The sequence below is a fragment of the Stenotrophomonas sp. 22LJNL06-5-1 genome (assembly GCF_056861455.1).
The window spans coordinates 140,659-163,182 of the sequence record NZ_JBSPUE010000003.1 but is presented as its reverse complement, the minus strand read 5'-3'; the positions used below and the strand labels follow the sequence as shown (position 1 = coordinate 163,182).

At 65.6% G+C, this 22,524-nt stretch carries 19 protein-coding genes; 8 read left to right on the top strand and 11 right to left on the bottom strand.

The genetic code is table 11. The features are described 5' to 3' along the window. Nucleotides 1–82 precede the first annotated feature (82 nt). The 5 genes from AC13GF_RS09015 to AC13GF_RS08995 are packed head-to-tail and all read right to left on the bottom strand — an operon-like array spanning nt 83 to nt 3,892. Nucleotides 83–688, bottom strand: coding sequence for a YggN family protein (locus tag AC13GF_RS09015; RefSeq protein WP_483004402.1), 606 nt, complete (start codon nt 686–688; stop codon nt 83–85). 31 nt (nt 689–719) lie between these two features. Further along, entirely contained in the window at nt 720–1,607 is an 888-nt protein-coding gene (locus AC13GF_RS09010; protein WP_483004401.1) for a GIN domain-containing protein, read from the bottom strand. Between the two features lie 25 nt (nt 1,608–1,632). After that, nucleotides 1,633–2,661, bottom strand: a complete 1,029-nt coding sequence (locus AC13GF_RS09005) for a hypothetical protein (RefSeq protein ID WP_483004400.1) — start codon at nt 2,659–2,661, stop codon at nt 1,633–1,635. Continuing rightward, nucleotides 2,658–3,533, bottom strand: coding sequence for an ABC transporter ATP-binding protein (locus AC13GF_RS09000; RefSeq protein ID WP_032130455.1), 876 nt, complete (start codon nt 3,531–3,533; stop codon nt 2,658–2,660). The genes AC13GF_RS09005 and AC13GF_RS09000 overlap by 4 nt, the downstream gene beginning before the upstream one ends. Further along, complete coding sequence (locus AC13GF_RS08995) at nt 3,533–3,892, bottom strand: GntR family transcriptional regulator (RefSeq protein ID WP_006453095.1); 360 nt, start codon at nt 3,890–3,892, stop codon at nt 3,533–3,535. Before AC13GF_RS08995 ends, AC13GF_RS09000 begins: the two co-directional genes overlap by 1 nt. Before the next feature lie 613 nt (nt 3,893–4,505). Between AC13GF_RS08995 and AC13GF_RS08990 the strand changes: the two genes are divergently transcribed. The 6 genes from AC13GF_RS08990 to AC13GF_RS08965 all read left to right on the top strand — a co-directional run bounded on the left by AC13GF_RS08990 (nt 4,506) and on the right by AC13GF_RS08965 (nt 10,584). Further along, nucleotides 4,506–5,093 (top strand): glutathione peroxidase, encoded by a 588-nt coding sequence (locus AC13GF_RS08990; protein ID WP_483004399.1) that lies wholly within the window; start codon nt 4,506–4,508, stop codon nt 5,091–5,093. 96 nt (nt 5,094–5,189) lie between these two features. Further along, nucleotides 5,190–6,167, top strand: coding sequence for an FKBP-type peptidyl-prolyl cis-trans isomerase N-terminal domain-containing protein (locus AC13GF_RS08985; RefSeq protein ID WP_010480420.1), 978 nt, complete (start codon nt 5,190–5,192; stop codon nt 6,165–6,167). Nucleotides 6,168–6,190: 23 nt separating this feature from the next. Continuing rightward, nucleotides 6,191–7,540 carry a UDP-glucose dehydrogenase family protein gene (locus AC13GF_RS08980; RefSeq protein WP_483004398.1) on the top strand — a complete coding sequence of 450 codons (1,350 nt, stop codon included), beginning with the start codon at nt 6,191–6,193 and terminating at the stop codon, nt 7,538–7,540. Further along, a complete protein-coding gene (locus tag AC13GF_RS08975) occupies nt 7,533–7,772 on the top strand; it encodes a SlyX family protein (protein ID WP_019660397.1) in 240 nt (79 codons plus the stop codon). Before AC13GF_RS08980 ends, AC13GF_RS08975 begins: the two co-directional genes overlap by 8 nt. A gap of 10 nt (nt 7,773–7,782) precedes the next feature. Continuing rightward, complete coding sequence (locus AC13GF_RS08970; RefSeq protein ID WP_483004397.1) at nt 7,783–8,463, top strand: DUF2058 domain-containing protein; 681 nt, start codon at nt 7,783–7,785, stop codon at nt 8,461–8,463. A gap of 48 nt (nt 8,464–8,511) precedes the next feature. Next, nucleotides 8,512–10,584 carry an acyltransferase family protein gene (locus AC13GF_RS08965; protein WP_483004396.1) on the top strand — a complete coding sequence of 691 codons (2,073 nt, stop codon included), beginning with the start codon at nt 8,512–8,514 and terminating at the stop codon, nt 10,582–10,584. Nucleotides 10,585–10,796: 212 nt separating this feature from the next. Here the strand turns inward: AC13GF_RS08965 and metH are convergent, their stop codons facing one another. From metH to AC13GF_RS08950, 3 genes are read right to left on the bottom strand one after another with little or no spacing between them, the layout of a single operon-like run. Beyond that, nucleotides 10,797–13,481 (bottom strand): methionine synthase, encoded by a 2,685-nt coding sequence (gene metH, locus AC13GF_RS08960; RefSeq protein WP_483004395.1) that lies wholly within the window; start codon nt 13,479–13,481, stop codon nt 10,797–10,799. Then, the gene (locus tag AC13GF_RS08955; protein ID WP_483004394.1) at nt 13,478–14,572 is read right to left on the bottom strand and encodes a homocysteine S-methyltransferase family protein; all 1,095 of its coding nucleotides are present in this window, start codon (nt 14,570–14,572) and stop codon (nt 13,478–13,480) included. Before AC13GF_RS08955 ends, metH begins: the two co-directional genes overlap by 4 nt. Nucleotides 14,573–14,585: 13 nt before the next feature. Continuing rightward, nucleotides 14,586–15,515, bottom strand: a complete 930-nt coding sequence (locus AC13GF_RS08950; RefSeq protein ID WP_014037755.1) for an ArsR/SmtB family transcription factor — start codon at nt 15,513–15,515, stop codon at nt 14,586–14,588. A 153-nt stretch (nt 15,516–15,668) separates the two neighbouring features. Between AC13GF_RS08950 and AC13GF_RS08945 the strand changes: the two genes are divergently transcribed. Continuing rightward, on the top strand, nt 15,669–16,817 hold the full coding sequence (locus AC13GF_RS08945) for an acyl-CoA dehydrogenase family protein (RefSeq protein ID WP_180845359.1): 1,149 nt from the start codon (nt 15,669–15,671) through the stop codon (nt 16,815–16,817). Between the two features lie 170 nt (nt 16,818–16,987). Then, nucleotides 16,988–17,251 carry a hypothetical protein gene (locus AC13GF_RS08940; protein ID WP_285311500.1) on the top strand — a complete coding sequence of 88 codons (264 nt, stop codon included), beginning with the start codon at nt 16,988–16,990 and terminating at the stop codon, nt 17,249–17,251. A gap of 152 nt (nt 17,252–17,403) precedes the next feature. Here the strand turns inward: AC13GF_RS08940 and AC13GF_RS08935 are convergent, their stop codons facing one another. From AC13GF_RS08935 to AC13GF_RS08925, 3 genes are read right to left on the bottom strand one after another with little or no spacing between them, the layout of a single operon-like run. Further along, nucleotides 17,404–20,577: a multidrug efflux RND transporter permease subunit gene (locus AC13GF_RS08935; protein ID WP_483004393.1), complete on the bottom strand. Its 3,174-nt coding sequence runs from the start codon at nt 20,575–20,577 to the stop codon at nt 17,404–17,406. A 15-nt stretch (nt 20,578–20,592) separates the two neighbouring features. Next, entirely contained in the window at nt 20,593–21,837 is a 1,245-nt protein-coding gene (locus AC13GF_RS08930; RefSeq protein WP_483004392.1) for an efflux RND transporter periplasmic adaptor subunit, read from the bottom strand. Continuing rightward, on the bottom strand, nt 21,837–22,493 hold the full coding sequence (locus AC13GF_RS08925) for a TetR/AcrR family transcriptional regulator (RefSeq protein ID WP_483004391.1): 657 nt from the start codon (nt 22,491–22,493) through the stop codon (nt 21,837–21,839). Before AC13GF_RS08925 ends, AC13GF_RS08930 begins: the two co-directional genes overlap by 1 nt. Nucleotides 22,494–22,524 lie beyond the last annotated feature (31 nt).

The window sequence follows — 22,524 nt, the reverse complement described above, 5'->3', positions numbered from 1 at the left end:
GGCCGCTATTGTAAGCCGGACGGCGCACTACGGCCGGCAGCCGGACGCCGCTGCCGGCCGGGTGCGCTGATCTGTCACAGGCCTAGCGCTGGACCACGGTGTCCTTGCCGCAGTCGTCCACGTCGCCCTGGTCCATGGTCGCGTAGGGCTTGAATGCCGGCAGTTCGCGTGCGAGCGCCTGCTGGCTGGCCAGCATCGCCGGAAGGCGGTCGCAGATGCGCTTGGCCTGGGCCTCGATCTTCTCGGCTTCGGCATTGATGCGCTTTTCGACACCTTCGCTGTCGCCGCTGAAAATGCCCTTCAGCGCTTCGCCGGCCGCACTGGCACCCAGTTTGGCGCCGGCCAGGCCGACATCCATGCCGTCCATCGCGATGGCGACCACGTGGCCGCGGTATTCCTGCAGATGGCGGCGCTGGATATCGTTGGCGGCGACTTCCTTGCCCGCGATCAGCAGGCGGCCATCCGGGGTGATCTCCGCACGCGGCTGCTTGTCCGCCGAGATCTTGATGTTGCCCTGGGCGATATCCTTGCGGGCATCGTCCATGGCGTTCTTGACGGTCTCGCCAACGCCGCCTGTGGCTTCGGCGACACTCTTGCCGACGGTCTTGTCGGGCGCGGACGACGTGCCGCCGCAGGCGATCAGCGGCAGGGACAGCAGCACAGCAGGCAACAGGCGCAACAGGTTCATGGTGTTCCCCTGGTCAGTGTCTGGAAGAGGGTTACTTGCTGCGCGGCAGAGTGACCCGGCCGCTGACGTTGCGATGATCGACGTCACCGCTGCCACTGTGGTCGACGGTCAGGGTGCCACGCACGCCGTCGACGTGGATGTCGCCCGAACCGTGGCTGCGGACATGCACATTGCCGCCGACGTCGGCCAGATCGACCCCGCCGGAGCCGACCACGCCCACTTCAACGTTGCCCTGCACGCGCTTGAACTCGATGTCACCCGAGCCCACGGTATCCAGCCGCGCGTTGCCGCGCACATCGGTGATCTTCAGGTCACCGGAGCCGACGGTGCCGGTGCTGGCGTCGCCGCTGATGTTGCGTACGGTGACGTCGCCGGAACCCAGTGACAGCAGATTCAGGGAGCTGCCGCCATCGATGTTGAGGTCGCCGGAACCCACTGCAGCGTGGATGCTGCCACGGGTACCGCGGGCCACCGCGTCACCGGAGCCGACGTCCACGCTGAGTGACTGTGCGTTTTCCACGCTGGCGTCACCCGAGCCGACCTTGAACTGCAGCGGCAGGTTGTCCGGCACGCTGCCACGGATATCCAGCCAGGCGTAGCTGTTGCCAAGGCTGATGCCGCTTTGGCGGCCGTCGCGGCGCAGGCTCACCACCAGCTTGTCGCCCACCTTGCGCTGCTCCAGTACCAGCTGGTCCAGCCATTCCTGGCTGGACGCGCAGGCGCGGCCGTCCAGCTGGCCGCCGCCGGCGTTGGCGACCACCTTCAGGTCATGCTGGTTGACCTCGAACACCACCGTCCTGGCACCGGCCACGTCCAGCTTCAGTGCCCGGGCGGCAGTGAACTTGCAGTTCGGAGCATCGGCGGCCAGCGCCGACAACGGCAACAGCAACAACGCAGAACAGGCGAGCAGAGAACGCATGGGTGGTGCCTCCGGATGGATGGGATCAGATCTCGCCGGCGCGCTTGCGCAGGCGGATGGCAAGGAAGATGAACACTGCACCGACGACGGCGCCGATCCACAGCTCCGGCATCGCCAGCGACTTCAGCTGCGAAGCGGGGGACATCAGGCTGACGACCGAGTCCAGGTCGCGGCGTGAGGCTTCGTCGGCACCGAGGCGATACAGCAGGTCCATGCCGGGTACGCCACCCAGCAGCAGGCGGCCGACGATGTTCTGCCAGAACCAGCCGGTGGTCAGGCCGAACAGCGGCATCATCTTGGTGGAGCTGACGATGATGCCGGCAAACAGCGGCAACATTACCGCCCACAGGAACGGCTTGCTCCTGGCCCATGCCGAGCACAGCAGCAGCCAGCCGGCGGTGGGCAGGGCCCACAGGGCATAGACCGGAATCCAGGCCAGGTGCCCAGCGGCCAGGGTCAGCGGGCTGGCCGGGCCCCAGATCAGGGTCATCGGGCTGCCACCGTGCAGCAGCGCGACGGCACTGATGATCAGCATGAAGCCGAACATGGTGAAGATGCCGGCGATGACCGCGATCAACGGTGCCACGATCAGTGCGCTGATCACCTTGGACAGTACGGTCTGCGTGTCCGACAGCGGCAACGACTTCCAGAACAGGATGCTGCGGTCGCGGCGATCGTCGTACAGGGCGCCCAGGCAGTAGAAGAACACCACGAAGGCCAGCACCAGGAACGGCCAACTTGAACTGAGCACCAGAGTCAGGTCCAGGCCGTTGCCAAGATCTGCAAGGTCCTTGGCACTGATGTCACGGGTGAGCAGGGCCAGGTTCAGGCCATTGATGTTCACGTTCTCGCCATCGATGTGCAGGCCGCCGTCGCGTGCTGCACGGTTCAGCGCGAACAGGCCGAAGGCAATGCCGGCGATGCTCATCACCAGCGAGATCAGGCCCGCGATCAACGGGGCATACAGGAAACCGCCGCGGTTCTCCCAGTACTCGCGCTTGAGCAGCCAGCGCAGGGTGCCGATCGGGCTGACGGGGTGGTTGACGGCATTCATGCGTAGGTCCCCTTCATGATGGCGACGAACAGGTCGGCCAGGCCCGGGATGCGGGTCTCGCCGAGAGAGGAAAGCTGGGTGCGCGGCACGCCATCGAACAGCATCACCGTCTTGCCGAACGCCAGGCTGCGCTCGTCGATCGGCTTCAGGGCGCGCGCGGTATCCAGCTGGTCGGCATTGACCAGCAGCTCGGTATAGCGCTGGCCGACGTCGTCCATTTCCGCGTCGAGCACGATGCGGCCGTCGCGGATGAACATCACGTCGCTGAGGATGTGCTCGATCTCCTCCACCTGGTGGGTGGTGACGATGATGGTCTTCTGTTCGTCGAAGTAGTCTTCCAGCAGGCGCTGGTAGAACTCCTTGCGGTAGAGGATGTCCAGGCCCAGGGTCGGCTCGTCCAGCACCAGGATGCGGGCATCGATGGCCATCACCAGCGCCAGGTGCAGCTGCACGATCATGCCCTTGGACAGCTCGCGCACGCGCTGCTTCGGCTGCAGCTTGGTATTGGCCAGGAAGCGCTCGCAGCGGGCGCGGTCGAAGCGCGGGTGGACGCCAGCGACGAAATCGATCGCTTCACGGACCTTCAGCCAGCGCGGCAGCACGGCGACGTCGGCGATGAAGCAGATGTCGTTCATCAGCTCGTCGCGGTGCAGTCGCGGGTCGCGGCCGAGCACGCTCAGTTCACCCTCCACCGAGGTGAGGCCAAGAATGGCCTTCAGCGCGGTGGTCTTGCCGGCGCCATTGGGCCCGATCAGGCCGACGATGCGCCCGCTTGGAATGCTGAAACTGGCGTTGTCGAGGGCGACCGTGGTCTTGTAGGCCTTGCGCAGGCCTCGGGCGGTGATGACCGACTCACTTGCAGTGCTATTCATCAGACTTTCCCCTGGGGCAGCAATTCGTCGAGGCTCAGGCCCAGGCGCTGGATGCGCTCCAGAACCGCTGGCCATTCTTCGTTGAGGAAACGGTCGCGCTCGCTGCTGCGCAGCTGCGTGGCCGCCTGCTCGGTCATGAACATGCCCAGGCCGCGGCGCTTCTCGACCAGGCCTTCGTCGGCCAGCTCCTGGTAAGCGCGCGAAACGGTGATGGGGTTGAGTTGATAGTCGGCGGCCACCTGGCGCACCGAAGGCAGGGCATCGCCTGGCTTGAGGATTCCGTCGAGCATCATGGCGATCACGCGCTCCTTCAACTGACGGTAGATAGGAGCGCCGTCGCTCCACTGGATGTCGCTCATATTCAGCTCCGTGGGGTCAGCGGCTGGGCGAACGAGAAATACGGCATGGACAGCGCGCTGTGCAGCCGACGCGGGGGAGGGGGGGAGGAGGGGGCGTTCCCTGCCGGGGAGAGTGTTGCGTCCTGCGCACTTTCAGCCGCGGCAGAAGCAGGGGCGGTGGGCGTGGCCCACCAGGCCAGCACGAGCAGGGTCGAAACAGCGACGGCCGCGGGTGCGGTGAGGTTGCGACGGATCCGGACGTTCATGGCTTCCCCCTGTCTCAGGTGACTGGTGTTGTATGCAACTATAACACCGGCACGCCTACGTGCAACCCCTTGCCGTCCCCAACTGATGGCAGGGGGGGGCAGATTGCTGAAATATCCCTTTATTCGATTGATTTCAAAGGGAAATAAAACTGTCGCAGGGGGCTTCCCGGGGCCGCCTTCCATTCAGTGATGTCCATGCTATGTCATCACTGCGCCTTCGATGGCGCCCGGGCAGTACATTCGCCATGCCGCGCAAAGCCCGCGGTGGGCCTGTGCCATCAGGGGCTCCGGAGCCCGGTGCTATAGTTCGGCCGATTCCCGGCCAGCACTGGCCGGGCCTTGTGAATGGCTACCGCGGACCGCCTCTGATGCCCCTGCCGACCGTTATCCCGCGCCGCCTGCGCGGCCTGTCCCTGCTGGCCCTGATGGTGGCCGGCGCCGCCGGTTCCGCCAGTGCGCTGGCGGCCGACCTGCTCGATCTGGAATACCGGCCGTTGGCCAGCAAGCAGCAGGTGAATCTGCAGCAGCGCTATCACGGGCAGGTGCTGCTGGTGGTCAACACCGCCAGCAAGTGTGGCTACACGCCGCAGTACGAAGGGCTGGAGGCGCTGCAGAAGCGCTATGCAGGCCGCGGTTTTGCGGTGCTGGGCTTCCCTTCCAATGACTTCAAGGGCCAGGAACCGGGTGACGAGAAGCAGATCCAGGATTTCTGCACCCTGACCTACGGCGTCAAGTTCCCGATGTTCGAGAAGGTGCATGTGGTCGGTACGCAGGCCACGCCGCTGTACCAGCGGCTGACCGCAGCGACCGGCGTTGCGCCGGCCTGGAACTTCCACAAATACCTCGTGGGCCGCGATGGCAAGGTCATCGCCCAGTTCGCCAGCAAGGTGACGCCGGACGATCCGCAGCTGACCGCGGCCATCGACAAGGCGCTGGCGGCAGCCGCCACGCATTGATATCCGGCACGCATGCCTCGACATCGACGGCATGCGTGCGACAATGCTTCTTTTCGCGCCGACGTCGGCGCCCAGACACTTCCAGGAATGCAGCGAATGAAGATGGGAATGCGCGGCGCCGCGGCGTCGGTTCTGATTCTGGCGATGGGCACTTCGGGTGTCGCTCTGTCGCAACAACCGGCTGCCCCCGCAGCCGCCAAGGAGACCGCAACCTTGAATTCCCCCAAGCAGAAGCTCGGCTACGCCATCGGCCTTGATGTCGCCAAGTCGTTCACCCCGATCGCCGAAGAGATCGATGTGGCCGCCCTGCGCACCGCCGTCGAGCGTTCGTTCGAGGGCCTGCAGCCGCAGATCACCCAGGAACAGGCCAAGGCCACCGATGCCGCGCTGCGCCAGGTCGTGATGGCCCGCAGCGGCCAGCAGGTGCCGGGCGTGGCACCGGGTTCGCAGCCGCCGAAGGTCGACCGCGTCAAGGTGTCGCAGATGATCGGCTCCTACTCGGTGGGCCCGTCGCTGGCGCAGCTGAAGGACGATATCGATGTCGCCTCGCTGTTTGACGCAATCAGCACCGGCCTGACCAAGGGCCAGCCGAAGATGACGGAAGCTGACGCGACCGCCACCATCCAGGCCTTCATGGGCGCCAAGCAGGCTGAAATGCAGGCCAAGGCCGCCCAGGCTGCGCAGACCAACCGCACGGAAGGCAACGCGTTCCTGGCCAAGAACAAGACCCAGCCGGGCGTGGTGACCACCTCGTCGGGCCTGCAGTACCAGGTGATCCGCCCGGGTAGCGGCGAGCGCCCGCTGCCGAGCAGCAAGGTGCGCGTGAACTACGAAGGCAAGCTGCTCAACGGCACCGTGTTCGACAGTTCCTATGGCCGCCAGCCGGCCGAGTTCGGTCTGGACCAGGTGATCAAGGGCTGGACCGAAGGCGTCGCGCTGATGCCGGTCGGTTCGAAGTACCGCTTCTGGATCCCGGGCGAACTCGCCTACGGTGAGAACGGCACCCCGGGCGGCCCGATCGGCCCGAACGCGACTCTGACGTTCGACGTCGAGCTGCTGGGCGTTCTGCCGTAAGCGACCACGGAGCCTGCACGGACATGCGCGTTGCGATTTTCGGTACCGGTTATGTAGGGCTGGTGACTGGTACCTGCCTGGCCGACGTCGGCCACCAGGTGGTCTGTGTCGATATCGACCAGGCCAAGGTCGATGGCCTCAACCAGGGCATCATCCCGATCTATGAGCCCGGCCTGGAGCCGATGGTGAAGGCCAACCATGCCGCAGCGCGGCTGGCGTTCACCACGGATGCTGCGGCCGCCATCGATCACGGCCAGGTGGTGTTCATCGCCGTTGGTACGCCGCCGGACGAGGATGGCAGTGCCGATCTTCAATACGTGCTTGCCGTAGCCCGAACCATTGGCCGGCACATGAGTGTGCCGACCGTGGTAGTCAACAAGTCGACGGTGCCGGTCGGCACCGCTGACAAGGTGCGTGCGGCCATTGCCGAAGAGCTGGCCGCGCGTGGCGCGGACATCGCCTTCGACGTGGTGTCCAACCCGGAATTCCTGAAGGAAGGCGACGCGGTTGCGGACTGCATGCGCCCGGACCGCATCATCATCGGTGCGGCGAACGAAGAGTCGGTGGCGGTGATGCGTCGCCTGTACGCGCCGTTCAACCGCAACCACGACCGCGTGGTGGAAATGGATGTGCGTTCGGCCGAGCTGACCAAGTACGCGGCCAACGCGATGCTGGCGACCAAGATTTCGTTCATGAACGAAATCGCCAACATCGCCGAACGCGTCGGTGCAGACGTCGAGCAGGTCCGCCAGGGCATCGGCTCGGACCCACGCATCGGCTGGCACTTCATCTACCCGGGCGCCGGCTACGGTGGCTCGTGCTTCCCGAAGGACGTGCAGGCACTGGCCCGTACCGCCCAGCAGTATGGCCTGGAGCCGAAACTGCTCAATGCGGTTGAAGCGGTCAACGATGCACAGAAGGGCCATCTGTTCGCCCTCATCCAGCGTCATTACGACAAGGGCGAGGATGAGGGTGTGCGCGGCAAGACCTTCGCCGTATGGGGCCTGGCCTTCAAGCCGAACACCGACGACATGCGCGAGGCCTCCAGCCGTCGCCTGCTGGCACAGCTGTGGGAAGGCGGTGCTACGGTGCGTGCCTACGACCCGGAGGCGATGCATGAATCGCAGCGCATCTTCGGTGAGCGCGACGATCTGGTGTTCTGCAACAGCGCCGATGAAGCGCTGCAGGGTGCCGACGCGCTGGTGGTGGTCACCGAGTGGAAGCAGTTCCGCAGCCCCGACTTCCAGAAGCTGCGCGAGCAGTTGAAGGACGCAGTGGTGTTCGACGGTCGCAACCTGTATGAGCCGGCCGAAGTGGAAGCCGCCGGCTTGGCTTACTACGGCATCGGCCGGGGGCGCTCGCTGCATGTCTGATCTACCGACCGAACGCGAGCAGGCGCTGGAAGCGCGCCTGGTCGAGCTGGAAATGCGCGTGTCCTTCCAGGAACAGGCGCTGGCCGAGCTGAGCGATGCGCTGGCTGACGCCCGCATGCAGGGCATGCGCAACGCCGATGTGCTGCGCGTGCTGCTGGAAGACCTGGGCAAGGTCCGCAACGCACTGAATTCTTCCGATCCGGCGAGCGAACCGCCGCCGCCGCACTACTGATCCGAATCCTATGAGCGATACCCTCCGCGACCAGCTGATGGGCCTGGGCTTCAAGCCCGCGCCCAAGCCCGAGCGCAAGAATGATGGCCCCCGCCGTGATGGCCGCCCGCAGGGCAAGGGTGGCAATGGAAAGCCGCAGGGCGCAGGCAAGGGCGAGCACAAGCCCGGCGAGCGTCGCGGGCATGGCCATGGTGGCGCGGGCAAGCCCGGTGGGCATGCGCGTGGTGGCCAGGGGCAGCAGGGTCCGCGCAAGCCGCGCAGCGCCGAAGAGATGGACCTGGCCAAGGCCTACGCCATCCGTGCGCAGCGGGAGAAGGAAGAGCGCATCGAGACCGAGCGCCTGAAGCAGGAAGAAGCACGCGTACGCCGCGAGGCGAAGGCCAAGCTGGAAGAACTGCTGAAGGACAAGAGCCTCAATGCCGAGGCGGCGGACATCGCCCGCCACTTCCCGTATGGCGGCAAGATCAAGCGCATCTACGTGACCGCCGAACAGCTGACCGCGCTCAATGCCGGTGAGCTGGGCGTGGTCCAGCTCAATGGCCGCTACCTGCTGGTGACCGCCGATGTGCTGGCACAGTCCGAAGCGGTGTTCGCCGCCTCGGTGGCGCTGAAGGTCGATCCAAATGCGCCGGCCGAGGAAGATCCGTACGCGGACCCGCAGTACCAGGTGCCGGACGACCTGGTCTGGTAAGGGTGCAACCACCGCGGACGGCACTGCCTCCGCGGTTGGGGGGAAGGGATGACCGCTGATCCAAGCCGTGGCTACGTGCCGCACATTGACGGCCTGCGCGCGATTGCCGTGCTGGCCGTCATCGTGTTCCACCTGGATCCGGCCTGGTTGCCGGGCGGGTTCACCGGCGTAGACGTGTTCTTCGTCATTTCCGGGTTCGTGGTCAGCGCGTCGGTGCACCGGCTGCCGCCATTGTCGCTGTGGCAGTCGATGCTGCGCTTCTATTCGCGCCGCATCCGCCGCATCGCACCTGCGCTGATCAGCTGCCTGCTGTTGACCGCCGTCGCCAGCGTGCTGTTCATTCCCGAGTCCTGGCTCAGCGAGGCCAGTGACAAGACCGGGCTGATGGCATTCTTCGGCTTCAGCAACTGGGTACTGGCGCTGATCGGCAACGATTACTTCGCGCCCAAGGCCGAATTCAATCCCTACACCCATACCTGGTCGCTGGGCGTGGAGGAGCAGTTCTACCTGCTGTTCCCGCTGCTGTTCCTGGCCTGGGCGCGCGGCGCGCGCGGGCGTTGGATCAGCCTTGGCCTGTTTGCCGTGGTCAGCGCAGCGTCGCTGCTGCATGCGGCGGTGCTGGGCCTGCGCGAGGCACCGCCATCGTGGGCGTTCTACGCCACCACGACGCGGCTGTGGCAACTGGGTGTTGGCGTACTGTTGTTCCAGTTGCTGCACGTGCGCAAGCCACTGGATGCGGTGACGACGACTGCACTGAAGCGCGCTGCGCCCGTGTTCTCGCTGCTCGCGGCAGTGGCGCTGGCCCTGCTGTGTTGGGCGTTGTGGACCGCGCGGGCCGGTCGTTCGCCCTGGCCTGATGGCCTGCTGCCGACCTTCGCTGCGGCAGGCCTGCTGTGGGCGCTGCATCATCATCCGCAGGCCTGGGTGGCACGCCTGTTGGCCAGCAGGCCGATGCGCTCTGTCGGCCTGCTGTCGTACTCATTGTATCTGTGGCACTGGCCGGTGTTCGTGCTGATGCGCTGGACCGTGGGCCTGCAGACGCCCTTGCAGATGACCGCTGCGATGGCGCTGGTGCTGCTGCTGTCGTGGCTGTCGTGGCGCTGGGTGGAACAACCGTTCCGCGGCCCCTTGGCGCAGCGTCTGCGCCCGGGGCGCTGGGTGCTGGCAGGGGCGGCTGTACTGCTGGTCGCGGCCGGCACCCAGACGTTGCTGTACCTGCAGGCGCCGCGGATATCACTGAGCACGGTGAGCCGGCATCCGGCCGACTGGTATCCCAACGGCAAGAGCGTGGCAGGCGACTATCCTGATTGTGCATTGATGGCGGACAAGCAGCGCTTCGCAGGTGGCAGCATGCGGACCTATGCCCGCGGCGCCTGCGATCGGCCGCTGTCGGCCGGCGCGCCGAAGCGGGTCTTTGTTGCCGGCGATTCGCATGCGATGGCCTACATCGAGCTGCTGCAGCGGCTGGCGCTTGAGACCGGCTCGGAGGTTTTCCTCTACGGGCGAGGCGGATGCCCGCAGGTGAGCCTGCAGAAGTGGCGCGGTGCGGGTGCCGGTTGCGCTGATTTCGATGCCGCGATGCTGGCCGACGTCACGCAGCGAGCGCAGCCGGGTGATGCCGTGGTGCTGGTGTCGCTGCGCATGCCGCGCTTGTCCGATCAGTTCGTGTTGTTCGATGCGCAGGCGCAGCTGGCGGGTGAGTTGACCCCGGAAGCCACGGCGGGGCGTGAGGCCGAAGCGCTGGAGGCGATTGCGCAATGGCGGCCGTTGGCAGAGCGTGGTGTCCGCATTGTGCTTGAGGCGCCCAAACCGGTGCTGCCGGCGCCGCCGTATCGCTGCTCGGATCGCTTCAATTCACGCAACGAGGTCTGCCGCAATGGCCTGGACAGCACGCGTGAGGCGATGGAAACGTTGCGGGCACCGATGCTGGGCAGCCTGCAGCAGGTAGTCGATGGCCTGCCAGGCGGTGTGCTGTGGGATCCGATGCCGGTGCTGTGTGATGACGTGCTGTGCCCGGCGCAGCGCGATGGCCGGCCGCTGTTCTTCGATGGCGACCACCTCAGCGCGCATGGCAACCGCGTGCTGCTGCCGTCGCTGCAGCAGCTACTGCAGCAGCAGTAGGATCGGCGTCGACGTCAGGCCTCGGAGCGGTTCCGGCGTGCGCGGATCAGCGGCAGGCTCAGTGCGAAGAAGCACAGCAGTGCGCCGGCCAGGGCAAACGACACCGGACGAGAAACCGTCAAAGCCAGCGCAATGATGAAGCGAAAAGGGGACGGAGGGGATTAAGTCGTTTGTGCCCAAAACGACTTAATCCCCTCCGTCCCCTTTTTGTGTCATTCGGGATCGTAGTCGAGGTTGGAGGCCAGCCAGCGCTCGGCCTGGGCGCGGTCCACGCCCTTGCGGCGGGCGTAGTCACTGACCTGTTCACGGCTGAGGCGGCCGACCACGAAGTACTGGCTCTGCGGGTGGCTGAAGTAGTAGCCCGAGACGGCGGCCGTAGGCAGCATCGCGAAGCTCTCTGTCAGTTCCATGCCGGCATTCGCTTCGGCCTGCAGCAGGTCGAACAGGTGGCGCTTCTCGCTGTGCTCGGGGCAGGCCGGGTACCCGGGGGCCGGACGGATGCCGCGGTACTGCTCGTCGATCAGCGCTTCGTTGTCCAGCGTCTCGGCACGCTCATGGCCCCAGAAGTCGGTACGCACACGCTGGTGCAGGCGTTCGGCGAGCGCTTCGGCGAAGCGGTCGGCCAGGGCCTTCAGCAGGATCGCGTTGTAGTCGTCGTGGTCGGCTTCGAAGCGCGCCACGTGTGCGTCGATGCCGATACCGGCAGTGACGGCAAAGGCGCCGATCCAGTCCTGCTTGCCGCTGTCGGCCGGCGCGATGAAATCGGCCAGGCAGAAATCCGGGCGCTCGGCCGGCTTGTCCACCTGCTGGCGCAGGAAATGCAGGGTGGTCTCGCCCTGCGGGTGCTGCACGCGCACGTCGTCGCCGACGCTGTTGGCCGGCCACAGACCGAACACGGCCTTGGCGGTCAGCCACTTTTCGCCGACGATGCGCTCGAGCATCGCGCGGGCATCCTTGTACAGGTCGCTGGCCTGGGTGCCGACGATCTCGTCGGTGAGGATGGCCGGGAACTTGCCGGCCAGTTCCCAGGCCTGGAAGAACGGCGTCCAGTCGATGTAGTCGACCAGTTCGGCCAGCGGGTAGTCGTCGAATACGTGCAGGCCGGGCTGGATCGGTGCCGGCGGCGTGTAGCTGTCCCATCCCCCCTGGAATTTCTGCCCGCGTGCATGTTCCAGCGTGACCAGGCGCTTGGCATCGCCACGATTTCGGTGGCGGGCACGAATCTCGGCATAGTCGGCCTCGTTGGCGGCAACGAAGGCTTCGCGCAGGTCACGCGAGATCAGCGACTGGGCCACGCCGACCGCGCGCGAGGCATCCTTCACCCACACCGTGGGCGCCTTGTAATGCGGGTCGATCTTCAGCGCGGTATGCGCACGCGACGTAGTGGCGCCACCGATCAGCAGCGGCAGCTCGAAGCCCTGGCGCTGCATCTCGCGGGCGACGTGGCTCATCTCCTCCAGCGACGGAGTGATCAGTCCGGACAGGCCGATCAGGTCGGCGTTGTGTTCGCGGGCGGCATCGAGGATTTTCTGCGCCGGCACCATCACGCCAAGGTCGACCACTTCGAAATTGTTGCAGGCCAGGACCACGCCGACGATGTTCTTGCCGATGTCATGCACATCGCCCTTCACCGTGGCCATGATGATCTTGCCGTTGCTCCTGGCGGTATCGCCACTGCGCGCCTTTTCCGCTTCGATGTACGGCAGCAGGTAGGCCACCGCCTTCTTCATCACGCGCGCGGACTTGACCACCTGCGGCAGGAACATCTTGCCGGCGCCGAACAGGTCGCCGACCACGTTCATGCCATCCATCAACGGGCCTTCGATCACGTCCAGCGGGCGGCTGGAGGCCTGTCGGGCCAGTTCGGTGTCTTCTTCCACGAAGGCATCCAGGCCGTGTACCAGCGCATGTGCCAGGCGCTGTGCCACCGGCTTTTCGCGCCAGGCCAGGTCTTCGGTCTTCGCCGCGCCCTTCTTGCCCTTGTAGCGCTCGGCGATTTCCAGCAGGCGCTCGGTGGCATCACTGCGGCGGTTGAGGATCACATCCTCCACGCGCTCACGCAGCTCCGGTTCCAGTTCGTCGTAGATCGGCATCGCGCCGGCGTTGACGATACCCATGTCCATGCCGGCGGCGATGGCGTGGTACAGGAACACCGAGTGGATGGCCTGGCGAACCGTTTCGTTGCCACGGAACGAGAACGAGACGTTGGAGACGCCGCCGGAGACATGGCAGTGCGGCAGCGTCTGCTTGATGATGCGGGTGGCTTCGATGAAGTCGACCGCGTAGTTGTCGTGTTCTTCGATACCGGTGGCGACGGCAAAGATATTCGGGTCGAAGATGATGTCCTGCGGCGGGAAGCCGATCTCGTCGACCAGGATGCGGTAGGCGCGGGTGCAGATCTCGACCTTGCGCGCGCAGGTATCGGCCTGCCCGCTTTCATCGAAGGCCATGACCACTGCGGCGGCCCCATAGCGCAGGACCTTGCGCGCGTGTTCGCGGAACAGCGCCTCGCCTTCCTTCAGCGAGATCGAGTTGACTACGCTCTTGCCCTGCAGGCACTTCAGGCCGGCCTCGATCACGCTCCACTTGGAGGAGTCGACCATCACCGGGATGCGGGCGATGTCCGGTTCGGACATGATCAGGTTGAGGTAGCGGGTCATCGCCGCTTCCGAATCGATCAGGCCCTCGTCCATGTTGACGTCGAGGATCTGTGCGCCGCTGGCGACCTGCTGGCGGGCCACGTCCACCGCTTCTTCGTAGCGGCCTTCCTTGACCAGCTTGCGGAACTGCGCGCTGCCGGTGACGTTGGTGCGTTCGCCGACGTTGATGAACAGCAGGTCCGGGGTGATGACCAGCGGTTCCAGGCCGGACAGGCGGGTGTAGGGCGAGGTGCTCATGCGGCCTGCTGCTCCTGGGCGGCGGGCAGGGCGCGCGGCGGCAGCCCGGCCACCGCCTGGGCGATGGCACGGATGTGCTCGGGGGTGGAGCCGCAGCAGCCGCCGACCAGGTTCAACAGGCCATCCTCGGCGAAGCCGCGCAGGGTGACGGCCATCTCTTCGGGGGTCTCGTCGTACTCGCCAAAGGCATTGGGCAGGCCCGCGTTGGGGTGGGAGCTGACGTAACAGCCGGCGACCTGTGCAAGGGTTTCCACATGCGGGCGCATCGCTTCCGCCCCCAGCGCGCAGTTCAGCCCGATCGACAGCGGCCGCGCATGCGCCAGCGAGGCGTGGAACGCTTCGGCGGTCTGCCCGGACAGGGTGCGCCCCGAGGCATCGGTGATGGTGCCGGAAATCATGATCGGCAGCCGCGCACCGCGTGCGTCGAAGGCTTCTTCAATGGCATACAGTGCGGCCTTGGCATTGAGCGTGTCGAAGATGGTCTCGACCATGATCGTGTCGGCACCGCCGTCGATCAGGCCGTCGATGGCTTCGCGGTAGGTGTCGCGCAGTTCGTCGAAGCTGGTGTTGCGGAAGCCGGGGTCATTGACGTCGGGGCTGATCGAGGCCGTGCGGCTGGTCGGGCCAAGCACGCCGATGACAAAACGCGGTTTGTCCGGCGTATTTGCAGCGGCGGCATCGCAGCAGGCACGAGCTACCGCAGCGCCCGCCTTGTTCAGCTCATAGACCAGGTGTTCGAGGTGGTAGTCGGCCTGGCTGACCGAGGTTGCGTTGAAGGTGTTGGTCTCGACCAGATCCGCCCCGGCTTCGAGATAGGCGGTGTGGATGTCGGCGATGACCTGCGGCCGGGTCAGCAGCAGCAGATCATTGTTGCCCTTCAGGTCATGGCCCTCCGGCGTGCCGTGGTCGCAGCCGGGGCCATGGCTGTGATCGTAGCCACCGGCGAAGCGTTCGCCACGGTAATCGTCTTCCTGCAGGCCATGGCGCTGGATCATCGTACCCATCGCGCCGTCAATGATCAGGATCCGCTGGCGCAGGGCGTCGAGCAGGGCGTTGGCACGATCAGGATGCAACCAGGGCAGGGCAGGCATGGCGGTCTCGGGCTCAGGGCTTGTTGGCGATCAGCGAAATCACTTCGAAGTGTGGCGGACGCTTCTCGCGGGTGACCGTCTCCAGGCTGGACACCTGCAGGCCGGCCTTGTCGACGAACTTGCGCAGCTCCTTGTCACTGAAACCAAGGTTGACGTGGCCGTAAGCCTCCACCGCCGCCTTGTGCTCGTGGCGAGCCAGGCTGCACAGCAGCAGGCGGCCACCGGGGCGCAGCACGCGTGCGGCTTCGGTCACGGCCTGCGCCGGTTTGCTGGCGTAGGTAAGCGCATGCATCAGCACCACCAGGTCGAAGCTGCCGTCCTTGAACGGCAGCGCATGCATGTCGCCCTCGCGCACTTCCACATTGGGCAGGCGGCGTAGGCGTTCGCTGGCGGCGGCAACCACGCGCGCGCTGGTATCGATGCAGATGTAGCGCTTGGCATGCGGGGCGACCAGTTCGGCCAGTACGCCGTCACCGGAGGCGATATCGAGCACGTCGCCGGTCTCCAGCAGGGGCAGCGCGGTACGCGCCAACGCCTCCCAGGTGCGGCCAGGGGAGTAGTGGCGTTCCATGTCACCGGCCACGCTGTCGGCCCAGTTCTGGTCGGAGGCACGGTGGGCCAGCACGGCGGCAACACGTTCGGCGTCCTGGCGCAGCAGCGGGTCGTCGCTTCCGTTGCTCAAGGCATGCCACAATGCACGCTGCGCCGGGTCCAGCTGGGCCTCGTCGAACCGGTAATAGGCCGACACGCCTGCACGGCGGTCACGGACCAGACCGGCTTCCTTCAGGCGCGCCAGGTGGGTGGACACACGTGGCTGTGCCAGCCGGGTGATCGCCGACAGTTCGGCCACGGTCAGTTCCTCCTGCTCCAGCAGCGCCAGCAGGCGCACGCGGGTCGCATCGGCGAACACCTTCAGGCGTGTCGACCAGTCTTCAAGATCCATAAATATCTACCTATCGCGATATAGAGATATATTCGCCGAGAGCGCCTGCTGCGGTCAAGTCGCTGGCGTACGGAATTCCCCGGGCCCCGGTACAATCGGCGCACCTGGGCACGCCGTGCGCGGCCCATAACATCATGTACCCGGGAGGGTGTTGTGGATTTCAGCTTTACTGAAGAGCAGTTGATGTTGCAGGACGTTGCGCGGCGCATCGCGCAGGAGAAGATCGCCCCGAGCGCGGAGCACCATGACCGTACCGGCGAGTTCCCGCTGGACAACATCCGCCTGCTGGGTGAGAACGGGCTGATGGGCATCGAAGTGCCGACCGAATACGGTGGCGCGGGCATGGACCCGGTTGCGTACGTGCTGGCGATGGTGGAGGTCGCCGCCGCCGACGCTGCCCACTCGACCATCATGTCGGTCAACAACTCGTTGTTCTGCAACGGCATCCTCACCCACGGTACCGAGGAACAGAAGCAGAAGTACGTGCGTGCCATCGCCGAGGGCGAGGCCATCGGTGCGTTCGCGCTGACCGAGCCGCAGTCCGGTTCGGACGCCACCGCCATGCGCTGCCGCGCAGTGAAGCAGGCCGACGGCACCTTCGTCATCAACGGCAAGAAGAGCTGGATCACCTCCGGCCCGGTGGCCAAGTACATCGTCCTGTTCGCGATGAGCGAGCCGGACAAGGGCGCGCGCGGCATCACTGCCTTCATCATCGATACCGACAAGGCCGGTTTCGGTCGCGGCAAGACCGAGCCGAAGCTGGGCATCCGCGCTTCGGCCACCTGCGAGATCGAGTTCAACGATTACGTAGCGCAGGCTGAGGATGTGCTGGGCCAGGAAGGCGAGGGCTTCAAGATCGCCATGAGCGTGCTCGATGCTGGCCGCATCGGCATCGCCTCGCAGGCCATCGGCATCGCCCGTGCCGCCTATGAAGCGACCCTGGAATACGTGAAGGAGCGCAAGGCATTCGGCGCGGCCATCGGCACCTTCCAGATGACCCAGGCCAAGATTGCCGACATGAAGTGCAAGCTGGATGCAGCGCTGCTGCTGACCCTGCGTGCGGCGTGGGTGAAGGGCCAGGGCAAGCGTTTCAGCACTGAAGCGGCCGTGGCCAAGCTGACCGCTTCGGAAGCGGCGATGTGGATCACCCACCAGGCCGTGCAGATCCACGGCGGCATGGGCTATTCCAAGGAAATGCCGCTGGAGCGTTACTTCCGTGATGCCAAGATCACCGAGATCTACGAAGGCACCTCGGAAATCCAGCGCCTGGTGATCGCCCGCAACGAGACCGGGCTGCGCTGAGTTCGACCGGCCGCGCCGCTGCAACGGCGGCGCGGCCAGTAGATCCACGCCATCCGTGGATGATGGTCATCCAGATGACGTGATTGCCGTTGGCCTGCGGAGACGCATGCTGCTCTAATGCAGTCCGTTTCTTCGAGGATGACGACGTGATCTATCGCGGTTGGGGATTCATGACGCTGGTGACGCCGATTGCAGCCATCCTGCTGCTGGCGTACTTCTTTCCGCATGATGGCCCCAAAGGCAACGTTCCGTTGCAGCAGGTGCTGCTGGGTGCAGGCATCGGCGCAACCGTGAACGTGCTGCTGGGGCTGTGGCTCAATCGCGTGCCCCGGCAGAAGGGCGAAGCCGCGCCCCATCATTTCTTCTTCGTGCCGATGCAGTGGGTGGCCTTGGTGATCGTGGCGGTGTGCGTGGTGGTGGCGCTGCTGCGCTGAGACGTTGCCCGAACAGCGCCAACCAGGGTTGGCGGCTACCGGCCACGCCGTTGCCCCGGTAAATGCCAACCTTGCTTGGCATGAATTCAAAAGCGGCAAGAAAAAAGGCCCCGGATCGCTCCGGGGCCTTTTCGTTTCAGCGCATCGCCGTATCAACGATCCGGACGGTGTGCCGCATCCGCGTCGCGCTGGCGTTCCATGAACTCCTTGGACGGTTCATCCAGCTTGTCACCCAGCATGCGGCGCACGACCACGAAGAACACCGGGATCATCAGCAGGCCGAGCAGGGTGGCGAACAGCATGCCGCCGATCACGCCGGTACCGATGGCGTGGCGGGAGTTGGCGCCGGCGCCGGTGGAGATCGCCATCGGGATCACGCCCATGATGAACGCGAACGAGGTCATCAGGATCGGTCGGAAACGCAGGCGTGCCGCCTCGATGGTGGCATCGCGCAGGGTCTTGCCTGCTGCACGCTGCTCCACCGCGAATTCGACGATCAGGATCGCGTTCTTCGCGGCCAGGCCGATCACGGTGATCAGGCCGATCTTGAAGAACAGATCGTTGGGCAGGCCGCGCATCATCGACAGAGCGAGCGCACCGAGGACGCCCAGCGGCACCACCAGCAGCACCGCCACCGGGATCGACCAGCTTTCATACAGCGCGGCCAGGCACAGGAACACCACCACGATCGACAGCACCAGCAGCAGCGTCGCCGCATTGCCGGCCAGGATTTCCTGGTAGGACATGCCCGACCAGTCGTAGCCGAAGCCGGCCGGCAGGTCGTCGTTGACGATGCCTTCCATGGTCTGCATCGCCTCACCCGAGCTGGTGCCCGGTGCCTGCGAGCCGACGATGTTGATCGCCGAGTAGCCGTTGTAGCGGCTCAGCGACGGCGACGCCGATACCCATTCGGACTTGACCACCGTGTTCAGCGGGATCATCGAATTGGTGCCATCGGCGTTCTTGGTCAGGCTGGACGGGCTGTAGAAGCTCTTCAGCGACTCCTGGCCGGTGCGGTACGGACCATCGGCCTGCATGGTCACGCGCTTGATGCGGCCTTCGTAGAAGAAGTCATTCACGTACACCGGGGCCAGCATGAGCTGGATGGTGCTGTACACGTCCGACACCGACATGCCCATCGACTGCGCCTGCACGCGATCGACATGCAACTGCAGCTGCGGGGCGTTCTCCAGGCCGTTCGGGCGTACGCCCACCAGATGGTCCGGCTTCTGCGCGGCCTGGCCGAGCAGGATGTTGCGCGCCTGGGTCAGCTGTTCGTAGCCGGCACCGCTGCGGTCCTGCAGCCACATGTCGAAGCCGCCGAACTGGCCGAGGCCCTGCACGGTGGGCAGGTTGACCACGAAGATCTGCGCTTCCTTGATGCCGTAGAACGCGCCGTTCATGTTCTGGATGAACTCGGGCGCGGTGAACTTGCGTTCCTCCCACGGCTTCAGGCGGATGAAGCCCATGCCGACGTTCTCGCCGGAACCGACGAAGCTGAAACCGGCCACCTGCAGCATGCCTTCATAGCCATCCTGCTTTTCCAGGATGCCACGCATCTGCGCGAACACTTCGTTGGTCTGGCCCTTGGTCGAGCCTGGCGGCAGCTGCACGATCGCCAGCGCATAGCCCTGGTCTTCTTCCGGCAGGAAGCTGCCCGGCATGCGGGTGAACAGGAAGCCGCACAGTGCGGTCAGCACCACGAACAGGATCATCCAGCGCGGCGCATGGCGCACCGCCGAGGTGATGTGGCCCACATAGGTGTGGCTGATCTTGTCGTAGTACTTGTTGAAGGTGCGGTAGATGATGTTCGGGTTGTCGTTGTGCGTCGGCTTGAGGAAGGTCGCGCACAGCGCCGGGGTGAAGCCCAGGGCCAGGAACGCCGAGAACGCCATCGAGATGGCGATGGTCAGCGCGAACTGCTTGTAGATCTCACCGGCCGCACCGCCCTGCAGGGCGGACGGGATGAATACCGCGGCCAGCACGACGGTGATCGCCACCACCGCGCCGGTGATCTGGGTCATCGCCTTCTGCGTGGCCGGCTTCGGCGCCAGGCCCTCCTCGGTCATGATGCGTTCGACGTTCTCGATCACCACGATCGCGTCATCGACCACGATGCCGATCGCCAGCACCATCGCGAACAGGGTCAGCTGGTTGATCGTGAAGCCGATCATCCACATGCCCAGGAAGGTGCCGAGCAGGGCCACCGGGATGACCAGGGTCGGGATCAGGGTGGCGCGGAAGTTCTGCAGGAAGATCAGCATCACCAGGAACACCAGGAACACTGCCTCGAACAGTGTCTTGACCACTTCCTGGATCGAGATCTTGACGAAGGTGGTGCTGTCGTACGGCGAGAACCAGGTCACCCCGGACGGGAAGCTGGGCTGCAGCTCGTCCATCTTGGCGCGCACCGCATCGGCCACGTTCAGGGCGTTGGCGCCCGGCAGCAGCTGGATGGCGAAGGCGCCGGTCGGCTTGCCGTTGTACTGGGTGTCGAAACCGTAGTTGTTGGCGCCGAAGGCAACGCGGGCGATGTCCTTCATCAGCACCCGCGAGCCGTCAGGATTCGCGCGCAGGATGATGTTCTCGAACTCCTGCGGCGAACTGAAGCGGCCTTCGGCCGAGACTGTGGCGGTGAAGTGCTGGCCTTCCGGCGACGGGTCCGAACCCAGCGCACCGGCGGCGAACTGCACGTTCTGCGCGCGCACTGCCGCCAGCACCTGGCTGGCCGACAGGCCATAACCCTGCATCTTTTCCGGGTTGAGCCAGATGTTCATGGCGTACTCGGAACCGAACTGCTGGGTGCTGCCGACGCCGGGGATACGCGAGACCTGGTCGAGCACGCGCGAACCGACGATGTCGTTCAGGGCGTCACGGTTGATGGCCGGCGTATCGGACTGCAGCGCGATCACCATCAGGAAGCCGGCATTGGCCTTGGCCACCACCACGCCCTGCTGGGTCACTTCCGAAGGCAGTCGTGGCGTGGCCAGCGACACCTTGTTCTGCACCTGCACCTGGGCGATGTCCGGATCGGTACCGGTCTCGAAGGTCAGGGTGATCTGCGCGCGGCCGTTGGAGGCGGACGAGGAGCTGAAGTACAGCAGATGATCGATACCGGTCAGCTGCTGCTCGATCACCTGGGTGACCGATTTCTCGGTGGTGTCCGCGCTGGCGCCCGGGTAGGTCGCCGAAACGGTGACCTGTGGCGGGGCGATGTTGGGATAGGACTCCACGCCCAGGTTGAGGATCGCGATCACGCCGCTGAGCGAGATCAGGATCGCAACCACCCAGGCGAAGACTGGATGTTCGATGAAAAATTTAGGCATGACGGAAGGTTCCCGTTACTGCTTGTTCGAATCGGTGGCGGCCGGCTTGGCCGCATCGGCCGGTGCCTTGCCTGCGGCCGGTGCCGCGCCCGCCGGAGCGGCGCCGCCTGCGGCAGGCTTGCCGTTGGCGTCCTGCCCCGGGGTCCACGGCTTGGCCACCGCCGGTGCACCTTCCTTGACCTTCTGCACGCCGGCCACGATCACCTTGTCACCGGCGGCCAGGCCATCGCTGACCAGCCAGTTGCCGTTCTGTGCACCATCGGTCTTCACGTTCTTGCGGACGACCTTGCCGTCGGCACCGACCACCATCACGTAGCCGCCGGTGGTGTCACGCAGCAGCGCCTGCTGCGGCACCAGGTAGGCGTTGTTGCGCTCGCCCAGGTTGGCCTGGAAGCTGACGAAGGCACCCGGCAGCAGGATCTGCTGCGGGTTCGGCAGCAGCGCACGCAGCGACACCGCGCCGGTGGCCGGGTCGACCGTGGTCGAAGAGAAGTCCAGCGTGCCCGGCTCGCTGTAGGTGCTGCCGTCGGCCAGCTTGACGTTGACCGTGGCCTTGCCGTCGCCCGACAGCGCCAGCGCGCCCTTGGCCTGCTGTGCGCGCAGCTGGGTCAGTTCGTCCACGCTCAGCGAGAAGTTGACGTACAGCGGGTCGAGCTGGTCGACGGTGGTCAGCAGGGTCACATCGCCCTGGCCGACCAGTGCGCCCTCGGTGACCTGCTGCTTGTTGGCCACGCCGCTGATCGGTGCGGTTACTTCTGTATAGCCCAGGCTGATGCGCGAGGAGGTCACCGCCGCTTCGGCCTGCTTGACCGCGGCCAGCGCGGTGCGCTCGGCCGATTCGGCGTTGTCCAGGTCGGACTTGGAGACGAACTGCTGCGGTGCCAGCGAACGTGCGCGGTCTGCCGCCACCTTGGCATTGGCGTAGGTGGCGCGGGCCGAGGCCAGCTGGGCCTCGGAGGCGTTGAGCGAGGCACGCAGCGGCGCCGGGTCGATCAGGAACAGGGGCTGGCCCTGCTTGACCTGCGAGCCTTCCTGGTAGACGCGCTTGAGCAGTACGCCCGGCACGCGCGCACGCACGTCGGCGCTGCGGAACGGCGACAGGCGGCCGACCAGCTCACGCTGCAGCGGCAGGGTCTGCGGCTTGGCGTCGATCACGCCCACCTCCGGCGGCGGGGGCATCTGCTGTTCCGGCTTCTTGCAGGCAGCCAGCGCGACAGCAACGGCGCACGTCAAGGCAAGGGTGCGGAGTGGGGCGGTCATCAGGAGGAACTCCGGGGTTGGTTTGTAGACGGGGCCGGCGACGGCTGTGGCGCGAAGGCGCGCAGGAAGCTGTCGACGGAGAACTCTGCCCAGCGCCGACGCAGCTGCGCGTCATCACGATGGGGGGTATGGAAACGCTGTTTGTCGAAATCCTGACCGGCAATCATGCTCAGCAGCAGTTCGGCCATGAAGTGCGGGTCGTCATGCCGTAGCTGGCCACGCCTGCAAACGGTTTCAATCCATTCAGCAAGATGAAGCGTCAGCGCGCCGGCGCCATGCCGGTACAGCGTACGCGCCTCTTCGGGAAACTGGGACGCATCGGCGGCGATCAGCCGACAGGCCTGTCCTACGTGCGGTTGGTTGAAATGCTCCAGGAAGTCGGTGGCGAACTGGAGCAGGCTGGCACGCAGGTCGTCACTGCGGAGTGCACGAACCATGGCGCCGGTGGCGTGGCCGACGTGGCGCTGCATCACCCGGCGCAGCAGTTCCTGCTTGCTGCCATAGCGCGAGTACAGGGTCTGCTTGGAGCAGCCGGCGTGCTGGGCCACCGCGTCCATGCTCATCTGCATGCCCTGCTGGGCCAGCAGCTCGCGCACGGCATCGAACACGCGCTCATCGCGTGCGTCGAGGGCAACGGGGAGGTAGGCCGGGTTCACGCGGTGGACTATACCGTCCAGTTCAGGATTG

Bases quoted from the DNA above. Each gene is read 5' to 3' on its own strand.
- AC13GF_RS09015 (WP_483004402.1), bottom strand. From the start codon at position 688: ATGAACCTGTTGCGCCTGTTGCCTGCTGTGCTGCTGTCCCTGCCGCTG.
- AC13GF_RS09010 (WP_483004401.1), bottom strand. From the start codon at position 1,607: ATGCGTTCTCTGCTCGCCTGTTCTGCGTTGTTGCTGTTGCCGTTGTCG.
- AC13GF_RS09005 (WP_483004400.1), bottom strand. From the start codon at position 2,661: ATGAATGCCGTCAACCACCCCGTCAGCCCGATCGGCACCCTGCGCTGG.
- AC13GF_RS09000 (WP_032130455.1), bottom strand. From the start codon at position 3,533: ATGAATAGCACTGCAAGTGAGTCGGTCATCACCGCCCGAGGCCTGCGC.
- AC13GF_RS08995 (WP_006453095.1), bottom strand. From the start codon at position 3,892: ATGAGCGACATCCAGTGGAGCGACGGCGCTCCTATCTACCGTCAGTTG.
- AC13GF_RS08990 (WP_483004399.1), top strand. From the start codon at position 4,506: ATGCCCCTGCCGACCGTTATCCCGCGCCGCCTGCGCGGCCTGTCCCTG.
- AC13GF_RS08985 (WP_010480420.1), top strand. From the start codon at position 5,190: ATGAAGATGGGAATGCGCGGCGCCGCGGCGTCGGTTCTGATTCTGGCG.
- AC13GF_RS08980 (WP_483004398.1), top strand. From the start codon at position 6,191: ATGCGCGTTGCGATTTTCGGTACCGGTTATGTAGGGCTGGTGACTGGT.
- AC13GF_RS08975 (WP_019660397.1), top strand. From the start codon at position 7,533: ATGTCTGATCTACCGACCGAACGCGAGCAGGCGCTGGAAGCGCGCCTG.
- AC13GF_RS08970 (WP_483004397.1), top strand. From the start codon at position 7,783: ATGAGCGATACCCTCCGCGACCAGCTGATGGGCCTGGGCTTCAAGCCC.
- AC13GF_RS08965 (WP_483004396.1), top strand. From the start codon at position 8,512: ATGACCGCTGATCCAAGCCGTGGCTACGTGCCGCACATTGACGGCCTG.
- metH (WP_483004395.1), bottom strand. From the start codon at position 13,481: ATGAGCACCTCGCCCTACACCCGCCTGTCCGGCCTGGAACCGCTGGTC.
- AC13GF_RS08955 (WP_483004394.1), bottom strand. From the start codon at position 14,572: ATGCCTGCCCTGCCCTGGTTGCATCCTGATCGTGCCAACGCCCTGCTC.
- AC13GF_RS08950 (WP_014037755.1), bottom strand. From the start codon at position 15,515: ATGGATCTTGAAGACTGGTCGACACGCCTGAAGGTGTTCGCCGATGCG.
- AC13GF_RS08940 (WP_285311500.1), top strand. From the start codon at position 16,988: ATGACGCTGGTGACGCCGATTGCAGCCATCCTGCTGCTGGCGTACTTC.
- AC13GF_RS08935 (WP_483004393.1), bottom strand. From the start codon at position 20,577: ATGCCTAAATTTTTCATCGAACATCCAGTCTTCGCCTGGGTGGTTGCG.
- AC13GF_RS08930 (WP_483004392.1), bottom strand. From the start codon at position 21,837: ATGACCGCCCCACTCCGCACCCTTGCCTTGACGTGCGCCGTTGCTGTC.